Below are 13,453 nucleotides of genomic sequence, written 5' to 3' on the forward strand. Positions count from 1 at the left end.
TTGGGGACTCGTGACCGTTAATACCACCGTAACCGTGCGGGTCCCCGCGAAGGTGAACCTCCAGTTGGCGGTGGGGCCCAGACGTGAGGACGGGTTCCACGACCTCGTCAACGTGTTCCACGCCGTCTCGCTGTTCGATGAGGTTACCGTCCGGGCGGCTTCCTCGCGCCGACCGAGCCCGTCCGGCGGTGTCGGATCCGCCGCCGGGGCCTTCGCCGGACTGACCGCGGGCGGCGCGCTGGGCTCCCACCTGTCCCGTGTGCCCCTGGACGGGTCCAACCTGGCCGCGCGCGCGGTCACCCTGCTGGCGGAGCGGACCGGCCGGGGCCGCCCGGTCGCGGTCCACCTGGACAAGAGCATCCCGGTGGCGGGCGGCATGGCCGGGGGCAGCGCGGACGCCGCGGCCGCCCTGCTGGCCTGCGACCGCCTGTGGGGCTGCGGCCTTCCGCTGGAGGAGCTGCTCGGGTACGCGGCCGACCTGGGCAGCGACGTGCCCTTCGCGCTGCTGGGCGCCACCGCGGTGGGCACGGGCCGCGGGGAGCTCCTGCGGCCCATGACCAGCCCGGGAAGGTTCCGCTGGGTCTTCGCCCTGTCGCCGCACGGCCTGTCCACGGCCGGCGTGTTCGCCGAGTACGACCGCATCCGCCCGGACGCCCCCGAGCCCCTGCCGGACCGGGTGCTGGCCGACGCGCTGGCCGGCGGCGACCCGGCGGCCCTGGGCGCCGCGCTGACCAACGACCTCCAGGAGGCCGCCCTCTCGCTGCTGCCGGAGCTGGAGCGCACCCTCAAGACCGGCGCCGGTGCGGGGGCGCTGGGCTCCCTGGTGTCGGGGTCCGGTCCGACCTGCGCCTTCCTGGTCGGCGGCGGCGACGAGAAGGAGTCGGTCGTCGCGGAGCGGGAGGCCGCGGTGGTGGCGGCGCTGGAGGGCAGCGGGCTGTGCGAGCAGGTCGTGACGGCGTACGGGGACGTCCCCGGGGCCACCGTCCTGTGATGTAAATCACCTCTGACTTTCCTGGTCGGAGGAGGTTCGCGCCGGTTGACCTCAACCTTTGTTGGGGTTCAACACTGGTGGACATGAACACCGCAACCGCCCTCTCGCGCTACGCCGACCTGCCCGCGCTCATCGGACTCATGGAGGGTGACGAGAAGCACAACGGAGCGGCCCACTCCACGCTCGACATCGTGTGGGTCCTCTACGACCGCGTGCTGTCGGTCACCCCCGAAACCGCCGACGACCCGGCCCGGGACCGCTTCCTGCTCTCGAAGGGGCACGGACCCGCCGCCTTCTACGCCGTGCTCGCGGCCAAGGGTTTCCTGAACGTGCCGACGCTGCGCGGATGGACCGCCTTCGACTCGCCGCTCGGCCACCACCCGGACCGGCTGCTCGTCCCGGGCGCGGAGATCGGCAGCGGGTCGCTCGGCCACGGACTGCCCCTGGGGCTGGGCAGCGCGCTCGGCCTGCGCGCCCGGGGGATCCGCCGCCCCGACGGGACCGAGCCCCGCGTCGTGGTGCTCGTCGGCGACGGCGAACTCGACGAGGGCAGCAACCACGAGGCCATCGCGGTCGCCGGACGGCTCGGTGTGGACAACCTCACCGTCGTCGCCGTGGACAACGCCTCGGCCAGCCACGGGTGGCCGGGCGGGATCGGCGCCCGCTTCGGGATCGAGGGCTGGGAGGCCCGCGACGTCTCCGGACGCGACCACGACGCCCTGTACGGCGCGCTCACCCGCCCCCACCCCGGACGGCCGCTGGCCGTCGTCGCCCGCGTCCGTTCCTAGGAGAGCCCCATGCGTGACACCTTCGCCGCCGCCGTCAACCGAGCCATGGACACCGACCCGCGCCTGACCGTCGTCCTGGCCGCCATCTCCGCGGGCATGTTCCGCGGCGCCGCCGCCCGACACCCCGGCCGGGTGATCGACGTGGGCATCCGGGAGCAGGCCATGATCGGAGTGGCCGGGGGACTGGCCCTGGCCGGGATGCGCCCGGTCGTGCACAGCTACGCGCCGTTCCTGGTGGAGCGGCCCTTCGAACAGCTCAAGCTGGACCTGGGCCACCAGGGCGTGGGAGCCGTCCTGGTGAGCATCGGCGGCTCCTACGACGCCGCGGAGGAGGGGCGCACCCACCAGGCGCCCGGCGACGTGGCCCTGCTGGACACCCTGCCGGGGTGGACCGTGTACGCCCCGGGGCACCCCGACGAGGTGCGCGCCGCCCTGGAGGCCGCCCTGCCCGGCGAGGACCGCGTGTACGTGCGCCTGTCGGGGACCGCCAACCGCGCGGCGATGCCGCTGGACGGACGCCTCGGCGTCGTGCGCGCGGGCTCGCCGCGCTCGGCCGGGGTGGTGGTGGCGGTCGGGCCGATGCTGGACCGGGTGCTGGAGGCCACCGCCGACCTGGACGTGACGGTCGCCTACACGGCCACCGTGCGCCCCTTCGACCGCGAGGGGCTGAGCGCGCTCGTCGGCGCGGCGGGCAACGCCGACGTGCTGGTTGTGGAGCCCTACCTGAGCGGGACCTCGGCGCACGAGGTCGCCGCGGCGCTGGCCGACCGGCGCCACCGCCAGCTCGGCCTGGGCGTGGCGCGGGACCGCGAGGTGCGCGCCTACGGAACCCCGGCGCAGCACGCCCAGGCGCACGGACTGGACACCGAGGGCATCGCCAAGTCCGCCCGTGCGTTCTTCCTGGTGTGACCGGCTTGCCGGTGTGACCGTCCCTCTCGTGTGATCCGCCCGCCGGTGCGGCCCGCCTCCGCGGCGGCCTGGGCGATCGCCCGGACCCGCCCGGGGCCCTGCGTGGTGCGGCCCCGGGCGCCTTCCGCTACTTGACGGCGCCCATCGACAGGCCCCGCACCAGCTGGCGCTGGGCCGCCCAGCCCACCACCACGATGGGCAGCGACGCCATGACGGCCGCCGCCGCCAGCTGCGCCACGAACAACCCCTCGCTCGTGATGAAGCCGGTCAGGAACACCGGGACGGTCGCGGCCCGGGCGGCGGTCAGGTTGACGGCGAAGAAGAACTCGTTCCAGGCGAAGATCATGCAGATCAGCGCGGTCGCCGCGATGCCCGGTGCCATCACCGGCATCATCACCGACCACAGCACGCGCGCCAGCCCGGCGCCCTCCACCCGGGCCGCCTCCACGATCGCCTTGGGCACCTCCAGGAAGAACGACCGCAGCATCCACACCGCGATGGGCAGGTTCATCGCCGTGTACAGCACCACCAGGGTCCACACGTTGTCCAGCATGGACAGGTGCGCGGCGGCGACGTAGATCGGCACCACGACCGCCACCACCGGCAGCATCTTCGTCGAGATGAAGAAGAACAGCACGTCCTGGGTCCGCTTGACCGGGGCCACCGACAGCGCGTAGGCGGCGGGCAGCCCGAGCAGCAGCACCAGGAGCGTGGACGCCAGGGTGGCGATCGCCGAGTTGCCCAGGTAGGGCAGGAAGTCCGCGCCCAGGACGGTGGTGAACCGGTCCAGCGTCGGCTGGAAGAAGAGCGTCGGCGGGTCGGTCGCCGCCTGGTTCTCCTCCTTGAACGCGGTCAGCACCAGCCACAGCACCGGGAACACGAACACCAGTCCCACGCCCCACGTGAACGCGGTCAGGGCGGCGCTCCCCAGCCGGGCCCGGGAGCGGCCGGCCCGGCGCGGCGCGCGTGCGGCGACGGCGCCGCCTGCGGCGCCCGCGGGTCGTTCGGGGGCTCGGGCGGTCACGATGTCGCCTCCTGTGCGCTCATGAACGTGCGGAAGATCAGCCGCAGGGCCAGCGTCGCCACGATGATGGTGCCGACCACCACCACGACGCCCATGGCCGCGGACTGGCCGATGTCGAACCCGAGGAAGGTCCGCTGGTAGACGTAGAAGGGCAGGTTGGAGCTGGCGGTGCCCGGTCCGCCCTGGGTCATCATGTAGATCGTGTCGAAGGTGTTGACCACGTAGACCGACCCCAGCAGCACGCCCAGCTCGATGTAGCGGCGCAGGTGCGGCAGCGTGATCCAGGCGAACATCTGCCACCGGGACGCGCCGTCGACCTGGCCCGCCTCCAGCACGTCGGAGCCCTGGCTCTGGAGCCCCGCCAGCACCAGCAGCATCATGAACGGCGTCCACTGCCAGACCAGCGCGGCCACCACGGAGAACACGGGAGCCTGGGAGACCCAGTCGAACGACTCGACCCCGAACGGCGACAGCACGAAGTTCACCAGGCCGAACACCGGCTCCAGCATGATGTGCTTCCACAGCAGGGCCGTGGCCACGGGCAGGATCAGGAACGGGGTGATGATGAGCGTGCGCACCACGCCGCGCCCTCTGAACTTCCGGTCCAGCAGCAGCGCCAGCCCGATGCCCAGCAGCATGGCCACCACGACGCACGAGCCGGTGATCAGCACCGTGTTCGCCGCCGCGCCCAGGAACTGCCGGTCGGTGAAGACCGCCGCGTAGTTGGCCAGGCCCACCCACGCCTGGGAGTCGGGCCGCAGCAGGTTCCACGAGCGCAGCGAGTACACGACCGTCGCCAGGAACGGCAGCTGCGTGACGACCAGCATGAACACCAGGGCGGGCAGGAGCGGGGCCCGGCGGGCCCATCCGCCCCCGCCGCGGCTCCGCTTCGGCCGTTCGGGCGGCGTCGCCGCCGCGGGCGCCTCGCGCGCGGGCGCGGTCACAGCGCTCATCGGTCGTCCTCCTTGTAGGTCTCACCGACGACCTCGGCGTACTCCTGGCTCTGTTCGAGCGCCTGCTCGACGGTGATCTGCCCGGCCACGGCCGCGCTCAGCTGCTGGCTGACCCGGGTGCCCAGGTCCTGGAACTCGGGGATGGCGAGGAAGCCGATGCCCTCGTAGGGGACCGGACGCGTGCCCGGGTCCTCGGGGTCCGCCTCCTGGATGCCCTGGAGCATGGGGTCGGCGTAGGCCGCGGCGACCTCCTGGTACTCGGGGACCTCGAACGTGGAGAGCCGGTTGCCGGGCGGCACCCGCTGCCAGCCGTACTCCTCGGCGACGGTGCGGACGTAGTCCTTGTCGGTCATCCACTCCAGGAACGCCCACGCCTCCTCCTTGTGCTCGGAGGTGGAGGGGATGCCCAGGGCCCAGGTGTAGAGCCAGCCGCCGTAGCCGCTCTCGGCCACCGGCGCCGCGGCGTAGCCGTTGAGCCCGGCCACGGTCGCCGAGTCCGGGTCCTCGATGGTGCTGACCATGGAGGTGGAGTCGTAGAACATGGCCGCCCGGCCCTGGGAGTAGCGGTTCAGGCAGTCCCCGAACCCGCTGTTGGCGGCGCCCGGCTGGCCGTGCTCGCGCGCCAGGCCCACGTAGAACTCGGCCGCGCGCCGGAACTCGGGGGAGTCGATCTCGGCGTTCCAGTCCTCGTCGTACCAGCGCCCGCCGAAGGTGTTCAGGACGCTGTTGAAGGGGCTCAGCACCTCGCCCCAGCCCGCGAGGCCGCGCAGGCAGATCCCCGAGACCCCCGGCTCCACGCCGTCGAGCTCGGCGGCAAGGTCCGCCACCTCCTCCCAGGTGGGGTTCTCGGGCATCTCCACCCCGGCCTGCTCGAACAGGTCCTTCCGGTAGGCGAGGAAGGAGGACTCGCCGTAGAAGGGCACCGAGTACATGTCGCCCTCGTGGGACAGGTCCTCCCTGATGGAGGGGATGAAGTCCTCGTGGTCGTAGCCCTCGGCGGCGTCGATGGAGGGTTGCAGGTTCTCCAGCCAGCCGTACTCGGCCCACTGGCGGGTCTCGTAGTTGCTGATCATGACGACGTCGAACTCGCCCCCGCCGGTGGCCACGGAGGTGGTGATCTTGGCGCGGGCCTCGTTCTCGGGCAGGGAGACGAAGTCGAGCGCGATGCCGGGGTGCTCCGCGCGGAACTCCGATTCCAGGGAGATCGCGTCCTGCATCTGCGGGTTGGACACGATCGCGACGGTCAGCCGGACGGCGCCGTCACCGGAGGGCAGGGCGCCCATCCCGGCGCACCCGGTGAGCAGCAGTCCGCAGGCGGCGACGGCGGTCGCCCGGACGGCGTAGGTGGTGTGCACTTCGCTGCCTTCCCGGGTCAGGCGGTCTCGTCGGGGACGATCTGGACCTTCACCCCGGTGCCCGCGCGCATCATGGCCAGCGCCTCGGGGAACTTCTCCAGGGGCAGGGCGTCGGTGAGCAGCGGGGCGGTGCGCACGGCTCCGGCGCTGATGAGGTCAACGGCCGCCCCGTAGCTGTTCAGCACTGCCATGGAGCCCACGACGGTGATCTCGTCGTTGTAGATCCGGAAGGGCGACAGCGCCACGCGGGCGGCCTCGTCGGCGACCCCGAAGACCAGCAGGCGCCCTCCCCGCCTCAGCGAGTCGAAGGCCGCCTCGATGGCCGGGGGCGCGCCGGTGACGTCCACCGCGGCGTCGAAGCGCTCGTCGCCCAGCTCGGAGGTGTCCGTCGCGGTGGCGGCGGCGCCGAGGTCTGCGGCGATGGCCAGGCGGCGGGTGTTGCGGTCGACCACGGTCACGCGGGCTCCGGAGTTCTGCAGCAGCTGCTGCAGGAGCAGGCCCATGGTCCCGGCGCCCACCACCAGGAAGCGCTCGCCGTTCTCCACCCCGATGCGCCGGACACCGTGGACCGCGCACGAGAGGGGCTCGACCAGGGCGCCCTCGCGCATGCTCACCGAGTCGGGCAGGCGGTAGCAGTTGGCGGCGGGGACGGCCACGTACTCGGCGAACGCGCCGTCCACGGTGTCGCCGATCGCGCCCCAGTTGGCGCACAGGTTGCCCCGTCCGGCGCGGCAGTACTCGCAGTGCCCGCAGAACAGGGAGGGGTCCACGGCGACCCGGTCGCCCGGGCGCAGGTCCCCCGGGGCGCTCTCGCCGACGGCCGTGACCGTTCCGGCGAACTCGTGCCCGGGCACCAGCGGGTAGGGGCTGGGCGGGAACTCGCCGTCGGCGATGTGCAGGTCCGTCCCGCAGATCCCGCAGGCGCCGACACGGATCACCACGCCGTCGGCGGCGGGTTGCGGGTCGGGGCGGTCCCCCACGGTGACGGAGCCCGGTTCGGTGATGATGGCGGCACGCACGGTTGGGACCTCCCATTGGTCGCTCATGTGAGCGATGTGATTCACAGATGTTTCGAACATTGAACGCCCATCGGAAACGCGCTGTCAATGGATTGGGCACATTCGAGTACACTCCTGCACGTATGAGCGATCAGCGTGGTGAGGTTCAGGAGACGGCCCCCAGCGGCCCCGCGGAGATGGTGCGGCTCGCCGCCATCGCCCGCAGGTTCTACCTGGACGGGCGGTCCAAGGTGGAGATCGCCGAGGAGTTCGGCCTGAGCCGGTTCAAGGTCGCCCGGGACCTGGAGGCCGCCCGCAGCAGCGGGATCGTGCGCATCGACATCCGCCTGCCCGCCCGGCTGGACGGGGAGCTGTCCGAGCGCATGCGCGCGGCCTTCGACCTGCGCCGGGCGATCGTCGTGGACGCGCTGGAGGACCCGCGGGACACGCGCCGGGCGCTGGGGTCGGTGGCGGCGCGGCTGCTGTCGGAGATCGTGCGGCCCGACGAGGTGCTGGGGCTGGCCTGGAGCAGGTCGCTCCAGCTGATGGGTCTGGACATGGTCGACCTGCCGCGCTGCACGGTGGTGCAGCTCAACGGTGTGCTGTCCGAGCAGGCGGAGGGCGGCGGATCGGTCGAGACCGTGCGCCGGGCGGCCGCGCTCTCGGGCGGCCCCGCGTACCCGATCTACGCGCCGCTCATCCTGCCGGACGCCGCGACGGCGGCCACGCTGCGCGCCGACCCGGGCATCGCCTCCGCGTTCGCGCACTTCGACCGCCTCACGACGGCCGTGGTGGCCATCGGGGGCTGGGACGAGCGAAACTCGACCGTCTTCCAGGCGCTGGACCCGGACTCGCGGGCCAGGTACACCGCGCTTGGCGTGTGCGCGGAGATGTCCGCCCAGCTGTTCGACGCCGACGGGCGCCAGGTGCACTCCGACCTGGACGAGAGGGTCATCAGCGTCCGGGCGGACCAGCTGCGCCGGGTGCCCGAGGTGGTGGCGGTCGCCGGAGCCGGGGACGAGGCCAAGGCCAGGGCGATCGGCGCCGCGCTGCGCAGCGGCCTGGTGTCCACGCTGGTGACCGACGACGCAGTGGCCCGGCTGCTGCTCGACGGGGAGCAGCCGGAGCCGGAGTGAGGACCGGCCGCCGCCCCGGGGGAGCGGCGGCGGTCAGCGCACCACGGCACTGCCGCCACAATGGATAGCGATGAATCTGGTCAATCTTCAGGACGTGTCCCTGGCCTACGGGCCGCTCGTACTCCTCGACAAGGTGTCGCTCGGCGTCGACGAGGGTGAGCGCATCGGCGTCGTCGGCCGCAACGGCGGCGGCAAGTCCACGCTCATCTCCGTGCTCTCGGGCATCACCGAACCCGACTCCGGGCGGGTGGTGCACAACCGCGGGCTGCGCATCGGCTTCCTGCACCAGCGCGACACCTTCCCCGACTCCACGGTCGGGGAGTTCGTCCTGGGCGACCGGGCCGAGCACGAGTGGGCGGGCGACGCCCGCGTCCGCGACATCCTGCGCGGACTCCTCGGCGGCTGGGACCTCGACACCCCCATGAGCGGCCTCTCCGGCGGCGAGCGCCGCCGCTCCGGCCTGGCCCGGCTCCTGGTGGACGACCACGACCTCATCGTCCTGGACGAGCCCACCAACCACCTCGACATCGAGGGCATCGCCTGGCTCGCCGAGCACCTGCGCGCCCGTCCCGAGGCGCTCGTGGTCGTCACCCACGACCGCTGGTTCCTGGACGCCGTCACCACCCGCACCTGGGAGGTCGGTCGCGGCGCGGTCGAGCGCTACGAGGGCGGCTACGCCGCCTACGTCCTGGCCAAGGCCGAGCGCGAACGCCAGGCGGCCGCCGCCGAGGAGCGCCGCCAGAACCTCATGCGCAAGGAGCTGGCCTGGCTGCGCCGCGGCGCCCCGGCCCGCACCTCCAAGCCCAAGTTCCGCATCGAGGCGGCCAACCAGCTCATCGCCGACGAGCCGCCGCCCCGAGACACGGTCGAACTGGTCAAGTTCGCCAGCTCCCGCCTCGGCAAGACCGTCATCGACCTCAAGAACGTGTCCGCGTCCGTCCCCGACCGGACCCTGCTCGACCACCTCACCTGGCAGTTGGGCCCCGGCGACCGGGTCGGCCTGGTCGGGGTCAACGGCGCGGGCAAGTCCACCCTGCTCAGGATCCTGGCCGGGGAGCGCGAGCCCGACTCCGGCAGCGTGCGCACCGGCCGGACCGTCAAGCTCGCCCACCTGTCCCAGAACGTCGCCGAGCTCGACCCCACCGCCCGCCCCCTCCAGGCGGTCATGGACGTGCGCGAGCACGTCACCATCGGCAAGCGCGACTACACCGCCAGCCAGATGCTGGAGCGGTTCGGGTTCCGCGGTGAGCGCCAGTGGACCCCGATCGGCGACCTGTCCGGCGGTGAGCGCCGCCGCCTCCAGCTGCTGCGCCTGCTCATGGACGAGCCCAACGTGCTGCTGCTGGACGAGCCCACCAACGACTTGGACATCGAGACGCTCACCGAGCTGGAGGACCTGCTCGACGGCTGGCCCGGCTCCCTGGTGCTGGTCAGCCACGACCGCTACTTCCTGGAGCGCATCACCGACCGCGTGCTGGCCCTGATGGGCGACGGGGGCCTGGCCTTCCTGCCCGGCGGCGTGGACGAGTACCTCCAGCGCCGCGCGGCCAGCGCGGGCGAGGCCACCGTGCCGCTGGGCGCCTCCGAGGCCGCCGCGGCCCGGGCCGCGGCGGAGCGGCCCACTGTGTCCGCGGCCGAGCGGCGCGCCGCGCAGAAGGAGATGCAGCGCGTCGAGCGGCGCATGGACCGCATCGCCAAGCGCGAGGGGGAGCTGCACGAGCTGATGGCCGCCGCGGCCGAGGACTACACCCGGCTCGCCGAACTCGACGCCGAGGCCAAGGCCCTGGCCGTCGAGCGCGGGGAGCTGGAGGAGGTCTGGTTGGAGCAGGCCGAACTCGTCGGAGAGTGAGGCCGCGGCGCGGCCGACCGCGAAGGACGCCCGGCCGGGGCACTCCGGCCGGGCGTCCGGCTCGTAGGGGCGGTACGGCTGGACCGGGACCCTTCCCTGAGAAAGAATCCGAGCCACGGCGGCGTGTGCTCCGAATACGTCGTGAAGCACCGCGCCGCGCGGTGGGCGTCGGCGCCCCGGCAAGCAAGGAGATGGACGCGGATGAGCGACCTGGACGAGATCCCGGTGACCCTGATCGACGGACGCGAGACGACGTTCGGCGAGTGGTCCGGCAAGGTGAGGCTGGTGGTCAACGTCGCCTCGCGCTGCGGCTACACCCCGCAGTACGAGCGGCTGGAGAAGCTCCAGCACCGGTACGGCGGCCGGGGGTTCACCGTGCTCGGCGTGCCCAGCAACCAGTTCCTCCAGGAGTTCGGCAGCGAGGAGAAGATCGCGGAGTACTGCTCTGCGACCTGGGGCGTCACCTTCCCCATGACGGCCAAGGCCAAGCTCAACGGCAAGCAGCAGCACCCGCTCTACGCGGCGCTCTCCTCGGCCGAGGACGAGGACGGCAAGGCGGGGAAGGTCAAGTGGAACTTCGAGAAGTTCCTCGTCCTCCCCGACGGCGCCGTGCACCGCTTCCGCAGTTCGACCGAGCCCGACGACCCCAGGATCACCGCGCTCATCGAGAAGGCGCTCCCCGGCGGCGCGGGGTAGCCGGAGCCGCCCCGCCCCGCTCCCCGGCGGCCCGCCCCGAACGCGGCCGCCGGGTCCGGCCGGGTCACTCGGCCCGGTCCACCTGCCGGGCGAAGACGGCGGCGATCTCGCGCGCGCCCTGCTCGTTGGGGTGGATGTCCGGGCCCCGCTCACCGTGGCACATCCACGTCAGGTCGCAGACGTTCTGGAGGTTGGCGGGCAGCCCGGTCTCACTGCCCCGGGGCACCTCCTGGTTGGTGGACTCGAAGACCGCGTCCACCTCCGCCACGTCGATCCCCTCCGCCCGGTAGGCCTCGGCGATCGTCGCGTTGACCTCCAGCAGGATGTCCACCGCCTCCTCCGCCAGACCCCCGCGCGCCTCGGTCTCGGGGAAGAGCTCCTCGGCCTCCTCCGCCGCCGCGGCCGCCTGTTGGGCGGGGTCCCCGTCCAGCAGCAGGAAGGCCAGGAACGGGTTGTAGTAGGTCATCCCGATGATCTGCGTGTCCGGCCCCGCCGCCTCGCGCAGCCGCTCGGCGATCTCGGGGGTCTCCTCCCGGAGCCGGTCCAGGCCCTCCTCCACGCACGCGCGGTCGATGTCCACGTCCCCGGAGTCGGGGGCCCGCCCCTCGGGGGTGTTGATCCCCCGCACGCAGCGGGTGAAGTTGTTGGCGCCGATGGTCAGCGTCACCAGGTCCACCTCGCCCTCGTGCCCGGCCAGGAAGGCCTCGGCCTCCTCCAGTTGCGAGCCGTGCTCGTAGCGCGGGTCGCAGCCGGGCAGCCCGCCCTCCATGAAGGTGGTGGTGTCCTCGCCCGCGCACCCCATCCGCTCGTGCCGCAGCCCCGGGCGCTCCTCCTCCAGGGTGCGGTACAGGACGTCGGTGTAGCCCTCGGAGGTCTCCACCGGCTCACCGCCGGCGTCGGGCTGCACGCCCACGCTGATCGAGTCGCCCAGCGACAGGTAGCGGCCGCCGGAGTCGGCCCCGCCGTCCTCGCCGCCGCCAGCGCCCCCGCCAGCGCCCCCGCCACCGCTGCCCGAGCACCCCGCGACCAGCACGGCCGCGGCCGCCGCGGCCATCCAACGGACCCGCACGTGTCCCCCCGAACGATCGACTGCGCGTACCGGGGCTGCACTACCCCGGGACGCGCGGTTCTCACGCGGTGCGGCCGTGCGGTGTCCGACACACGGCGGCGGACCCGCCTACGGGGGAGGGGGAGGGGTACGCGCCGGTCAGCGGACCCGTTCGGCGGAGACGGCGGCGACCTCCCGCGGGCCCGCCCCGCCGCTGTGGAGGTCCGGGCCCCGGCGGGAGGCGGGTACGGCCCGGTGCCTAGGGTCCGTTTTTTGAACCGGTCTCAGCTTGTGGGGGGTTGGTTCGGGCGCCCACGGGGTTCTGGAGGTGCCGGAGGCGGGGGCGTGAGGGGCGAGCGAACCCGTCGTAGGCACCGAAGGTTCCTGTTCTCCGGGCGCCCGAACACGGACCGAAGCGGAGCGAAGGTCCAAAAAACACTGCCTAGCCCTGCTGGTCCCCGGGGCCCCTGTCGAGGGGCGCCAGGAGGCGTCTCAGTAACGACGCCAGCTGTTCGCGGTCGCCGTCGGCCATCGGCGCCAGCAGGGTCTCCTCGTAGCTCAGGAGCGACCTGAGGGCCGCGTCGATGCGCTCGGCGCCCTGTTCGGTCAGCCGGACCAGGACCCCGCGCTTGTCGGCGGGGTCGGGGCGGCGCCGCACCAGCCCGGCCGCGGCCAGCCGGTCCACCCGGTTGGTCATGGTCCCCGAGGTCACCAGGGTGGCGCGCAGCAGCCGCCCGGGGCTCAGCTCGTAGGGGGGGCCGGAGCGGCGCAGTTCGGCGAGCACGTCGAACTCCCAGGGCTCCAGGTCGTGCTCGGTGAAGACGGTGCGCCGGGCACGGTCCAGGTGGCGCGCGAGCCGCGACACACGGCTGAACACCTCCAGCGGCGTCACGTCCACGTCGGGGCGTTCGGAGCGCCACGCCTCGATCAGCCCATCCACCTCATCGCGCATGGGGACAGCTTATCTCTTGACATCAAGATAGTGGGGCGGGTATGCCGCGCACACCCGCCCCACAGGTCGAGAGGACCGTCCCGCCTCAGCCCGGCCCGCGCTTGCCCGGGCGCAGCCTCGGCTTCGGCTCCAGGCTCGACAGCCCGTTCCAGGCCAGGTTGACCAGGTGCGCGGCGACCACCTCGCGCTTGGGCCTGCGCACCTCCAGCCACCACTGGCCGGTCAGGGCCCACATCCCCACCAGGGCCTGGGCGTACATGGGGGCGAGCGCCGGGTCGTAGCCCCGTTCGGCGAACTCGTCGACCATGATGTGCTCGACCTGGCTGGCGATGTCGTTGAGCAGGCTGGCGAAGCTTCCCGTGCCGGAGGCCGCGTGCGAGTCCCGGGTCAGCACCCGGAACCCCACGGTGTTCTCCTCCACGTACCGCAGCAGGGCCAGGGCCGCGTTCTCGATCTTGCTCCGGGCACCGTCGGCGGAGAGGGCCTCGCCCATCATCGCCAGGAGGATGCGCATCTCACGGTCGACCACGACCGCGTAGATGCCCTCCTTGCCGCCGAAGTGCTCGTACACCACGGGTTTGGACACACCGGCCCGCGCGGCGATCTCCTCGACGGAGGCCGCGTCGAACCCGCGTTCGGCGAACAGCTCCCGCCCGATCTCCACGAGCTGTTGCCGACGCTCCTTGCCCGTCATGCGCTTGCGGCGCACACGGATCTTCTGATCGCTGTCGGCTGCTCCCATGATGGCTACCGA

At 72.7% G+C, this 13,453-nt stretch carries 13 protein-coding genes; 6 read left to right on the top strand and 7 right to left on the bottom strand.

Going from position 1 to position 13,453, the window contains the following annotated elements:
• Window positions 1–10: 10 nt before the first annotated feature.
• From KGD83_RS05210 to KGD83_RS05220, 3 genes are all read left to right on the top strand, one after another.
• Window positions 11–991, top strand: a complete 981-nt coding sequence (locus KGD83_RS05210) for a 4-(cytidine 5'-diphospho)-2-C-methyl-D-erythritol kinase (RefSeq protein ID WP_212642777.1) — start codon at window positions 11–13, stop codon at window positions 989–991.
• Between the two features lie 83 nt (window positions 992–1,074).
• Window positions 1,075–1,779, top strand: coding sequence for a thiamine pyrophosphate-dependent enzyme (locus tag KGD83_RS05215; protein WP_212642778.1), 705 nt, complete (start codon window positions 1,075–1,077; stop codon window positions 1,777–1,779).
• Window positions 1,780–1,788: 9 nt separating this feature from the next.
• Window positions 1,789–2,688: a transketolase family protein gene (locus KGD83_RS05220; RefSeq protein ID WP_212642779.1), complete on the top strand. Its 900-nt coding sequence runs from the start codon at window positions 1,789–1,791 to the stop codon at window positions 2,686–2,688.
• Window positions 2,689–2,815: 127 nt separating this feature from the next.
• On the opposite strand, the gene KGD83_RS05225 is transcribed toward KGD83_RS05220, so the two are convergent.
• Genes KGD83_RS05225 through KGD83_RS05240 form a run of 4 tightly spaced genes read right to left on the bottom strand, consistent with a single transcriptional unit; the run spans window position 2,816 to window position 7,039 of the window.
• Complete coding sequence (locus tag KGD83_RS05225; protein WP_212642780.1) at window positions 2,816–3,712, bottom strand: carbohydrate ABC transporter permease; 897 nt, start codon at window positions 3,710–3,712, stop codon at window positions 2,816–2,818.
• On the bottom strand, window positions 3,709–4,665 hold the full coding sequence (locus tag KGD83_RS05230; RefSeq protein ID WP_212642781.1) for a carbohydrate ABC transporter permease: 957 nt from the start codon (window positions 4,663–4,665) through the stop codon (window positions 3,709–3,711). Before KGD83_RS05230 ends, KGD83_RS05225 begins: the two co-directional genes overlap by 4 nt.
• Window positions 4,662–6,020, bottom strand: a complete 1,359-nt coding sequence (locus KGD83_RS05235) for an ABC transporter substrate-binding protein (protein ID WP_212642782.1) — start codon at window positions 6,018–6,020, stop codon at window positions 4,662–4,664. Before KGD83_RS05235 ends, KGD83_RS05230 begins: the two co-directional genes overlap by 4 nt.
• 17 nt (window positions 6,021–6,037) lie before the next feature.
• Complete coding sequence (locus KGD83_RS05240; protein ID WP_212644272.1) at window positions 6,038–7,039, bottom strand: zinc-dependent alcohol dehydrogenase family protein; 1,002 nt, start codon at window positions 7,037–7,039, stop codon at window positions 6,038–6,040.
• A 176-nt stretch (window positions 7,040–7,215) separates the two neighbouring features.
• Between KGD83_RS05240 and KGD83_RS05245 the strand changes: the two genes are divergently transcribed.
• From KGD83_RS05245 to KGD83_RS05255, 3 genes are all read left to right on the top strand, one after another.
• A complete protein-coding gene (locus KGD83_RS05245; RefSeq protein WP_212644273.1) occupies window positions 7,216–8,154 on the top strand; it encodes a sugar-binding transcriptional regulator in 939 nt (312 codons plus the stop codon).
• 70 nt (window positions 8,155–8,224) lie between these two features.
• Window positions 8,225–10,003 carry an ABC-F family ATP-binding cassette domain-containing protein gene (locus KGD83_RS05250; RefSeq protein WP_212642783.1) on the top strand — a complete coding sequence of 593 codons (1,779 nt, stop codon included), beginning with the start codon at window positions 8,225–8,227 and terminating at the stop codon, window positions 10,001–10,003.
• 201 nt (window positions 10,004–10,204) lie between these two features.
• Complete coding sequence (locus KGD83_RS05255) at window positions 10,205–10,699, top strand: glutathione peroxidase (RefSeq protein WP_212642784.1); 495 nt, start codon at window positions 10,205–10,207, stop codon at window positions 10,697–10,699.
• A gap of 64 nt (window positions 10,700–10,763) precedes the next feature.
• Here the strand turns inward: KGD83_RS05255 and KGD83_RS05260 are convergent, their stop codons facing one another.
• The 3 genes from KGD83_RS05260 to KGD83_RS05270 form a co-directional block, all read right to left on the bottom strand.
• Window positions 10,764–11,753, bottom strand: coding sequence for a GDSL-type esterase/lipase family protein (locus KGD83_RS05260; RefSeq protein ID WP_212644274.1), 990 nt, complete (start codon window positions 11,751–11,753; stop codon window positions 10,764–10,766).
• Between the two features lie 436 nt (window positions 11,754–12,189).
• Window positions 12,190–12,699: a MarR family winged helix-turn-helix transcriptional regulator gene (locus KGD83_RS05265; RefSeq protein WP_212642785.1), complete on the bottom strand. Its 510-nt coding sequence runs from the start codon at window positions 12,697–12,699 to the stop codon at window positions 12,190–12,192.
• A gap of 85 nt (window positions 12,700–12,784) precedes the next feature.
• Window positions 12,785–13,441 carry a TetR/AcrR family transcriptional regulator gene (locus KGD83_RS05270; protein ID WP_212642786.1) on the bottom strand — a complete coding sequence of 219 codons (657 nt, stop codon included), beginning with the start codon at window positions 13,439–13,441 and terminating at the stop codon, window positions 12,785–12,787.
• Between the last annotated feature and the right edge of the window lie 12 nt (window positions 13,442–13,453).

The sequence above is a fragment of the Nocardiopsis akebiae genome (assembly GCF_018316795.1).
GTDB classification, from domain to species: domain Bacteria; phylum Actinomycetota; class Actinomycetes; order Streptosporangiales; family Streptosporangiaceae; genus Nocardiopsis; species Nocardiopsis dassonvillei.

Bases quoted from the DNA above. Each gene is read 5' to 3' on its own strand.
- KGD83_RS05215 (WP_212642778.1), top strand. From the start codon at position 1,075: ATGAACACCGCAACCGCCCTCTCGCGCTACGCCGACCTGCCCGCGCTC.
- KGD83_RS05220 (WP_212642779.1), top strand. From the start codon at position 1,789: ATGCGTGACACCTTCGCCGCCGCCGTCAACCGAGCCATGGACACCGAC.
- KGD83_RS05230 (WP_212642781.1), bottom strand. From the start codon at position 4,665: ATGAGCGCTGTGACCGCGCCCGCGCGCGAGGCGCCCGCGGCGGCGACG.
- KGD83_RS05245 (WP_212644273.1), top strand. From the start codon at position 7,216: ATGGTGCGGCTCGCCGCCATCGCCCGCAGGTTCTACCTGGACGGGCGG.
- KGD83_RS05250 (WP_212642783.1), top strand. From the start codon at position 8,225: ATGAATCTGGTCAATCTTCAGGACGTGTCCCTGGCCTACGGGCCGCTC.
- KGD83_RS05255 (WP_212642784.1), top strand. From the start codon at position 10,205: ATGAGCGACCTGGACGAGATCCCGGTGACCCTGATCGACGGACGCGAG.
- KGD83_RS05260 (WP_212644274.1), bottom strand. From the start codon at position 11,753: ATGGCCGCGGCGGCCGCGGCCGTGCTGGTCGCGGGGTGCTCGGGCAGC.
- KGD83_RS05265 (WP_212642785.1), bottom strand. From the start codon at position 12,699: ATGCGCGATGAGGTGGATGGGCTGATCGAGGCGTGGCGCTCCGAACGC.
- KGD83_RS05270 (WP_212642786.1), bottom strand. From the start codon at position 13,441: ATGGGAGCAGCCGACAGCGATCAGAAGATCCGTGTGCGCCGCAAGCGC.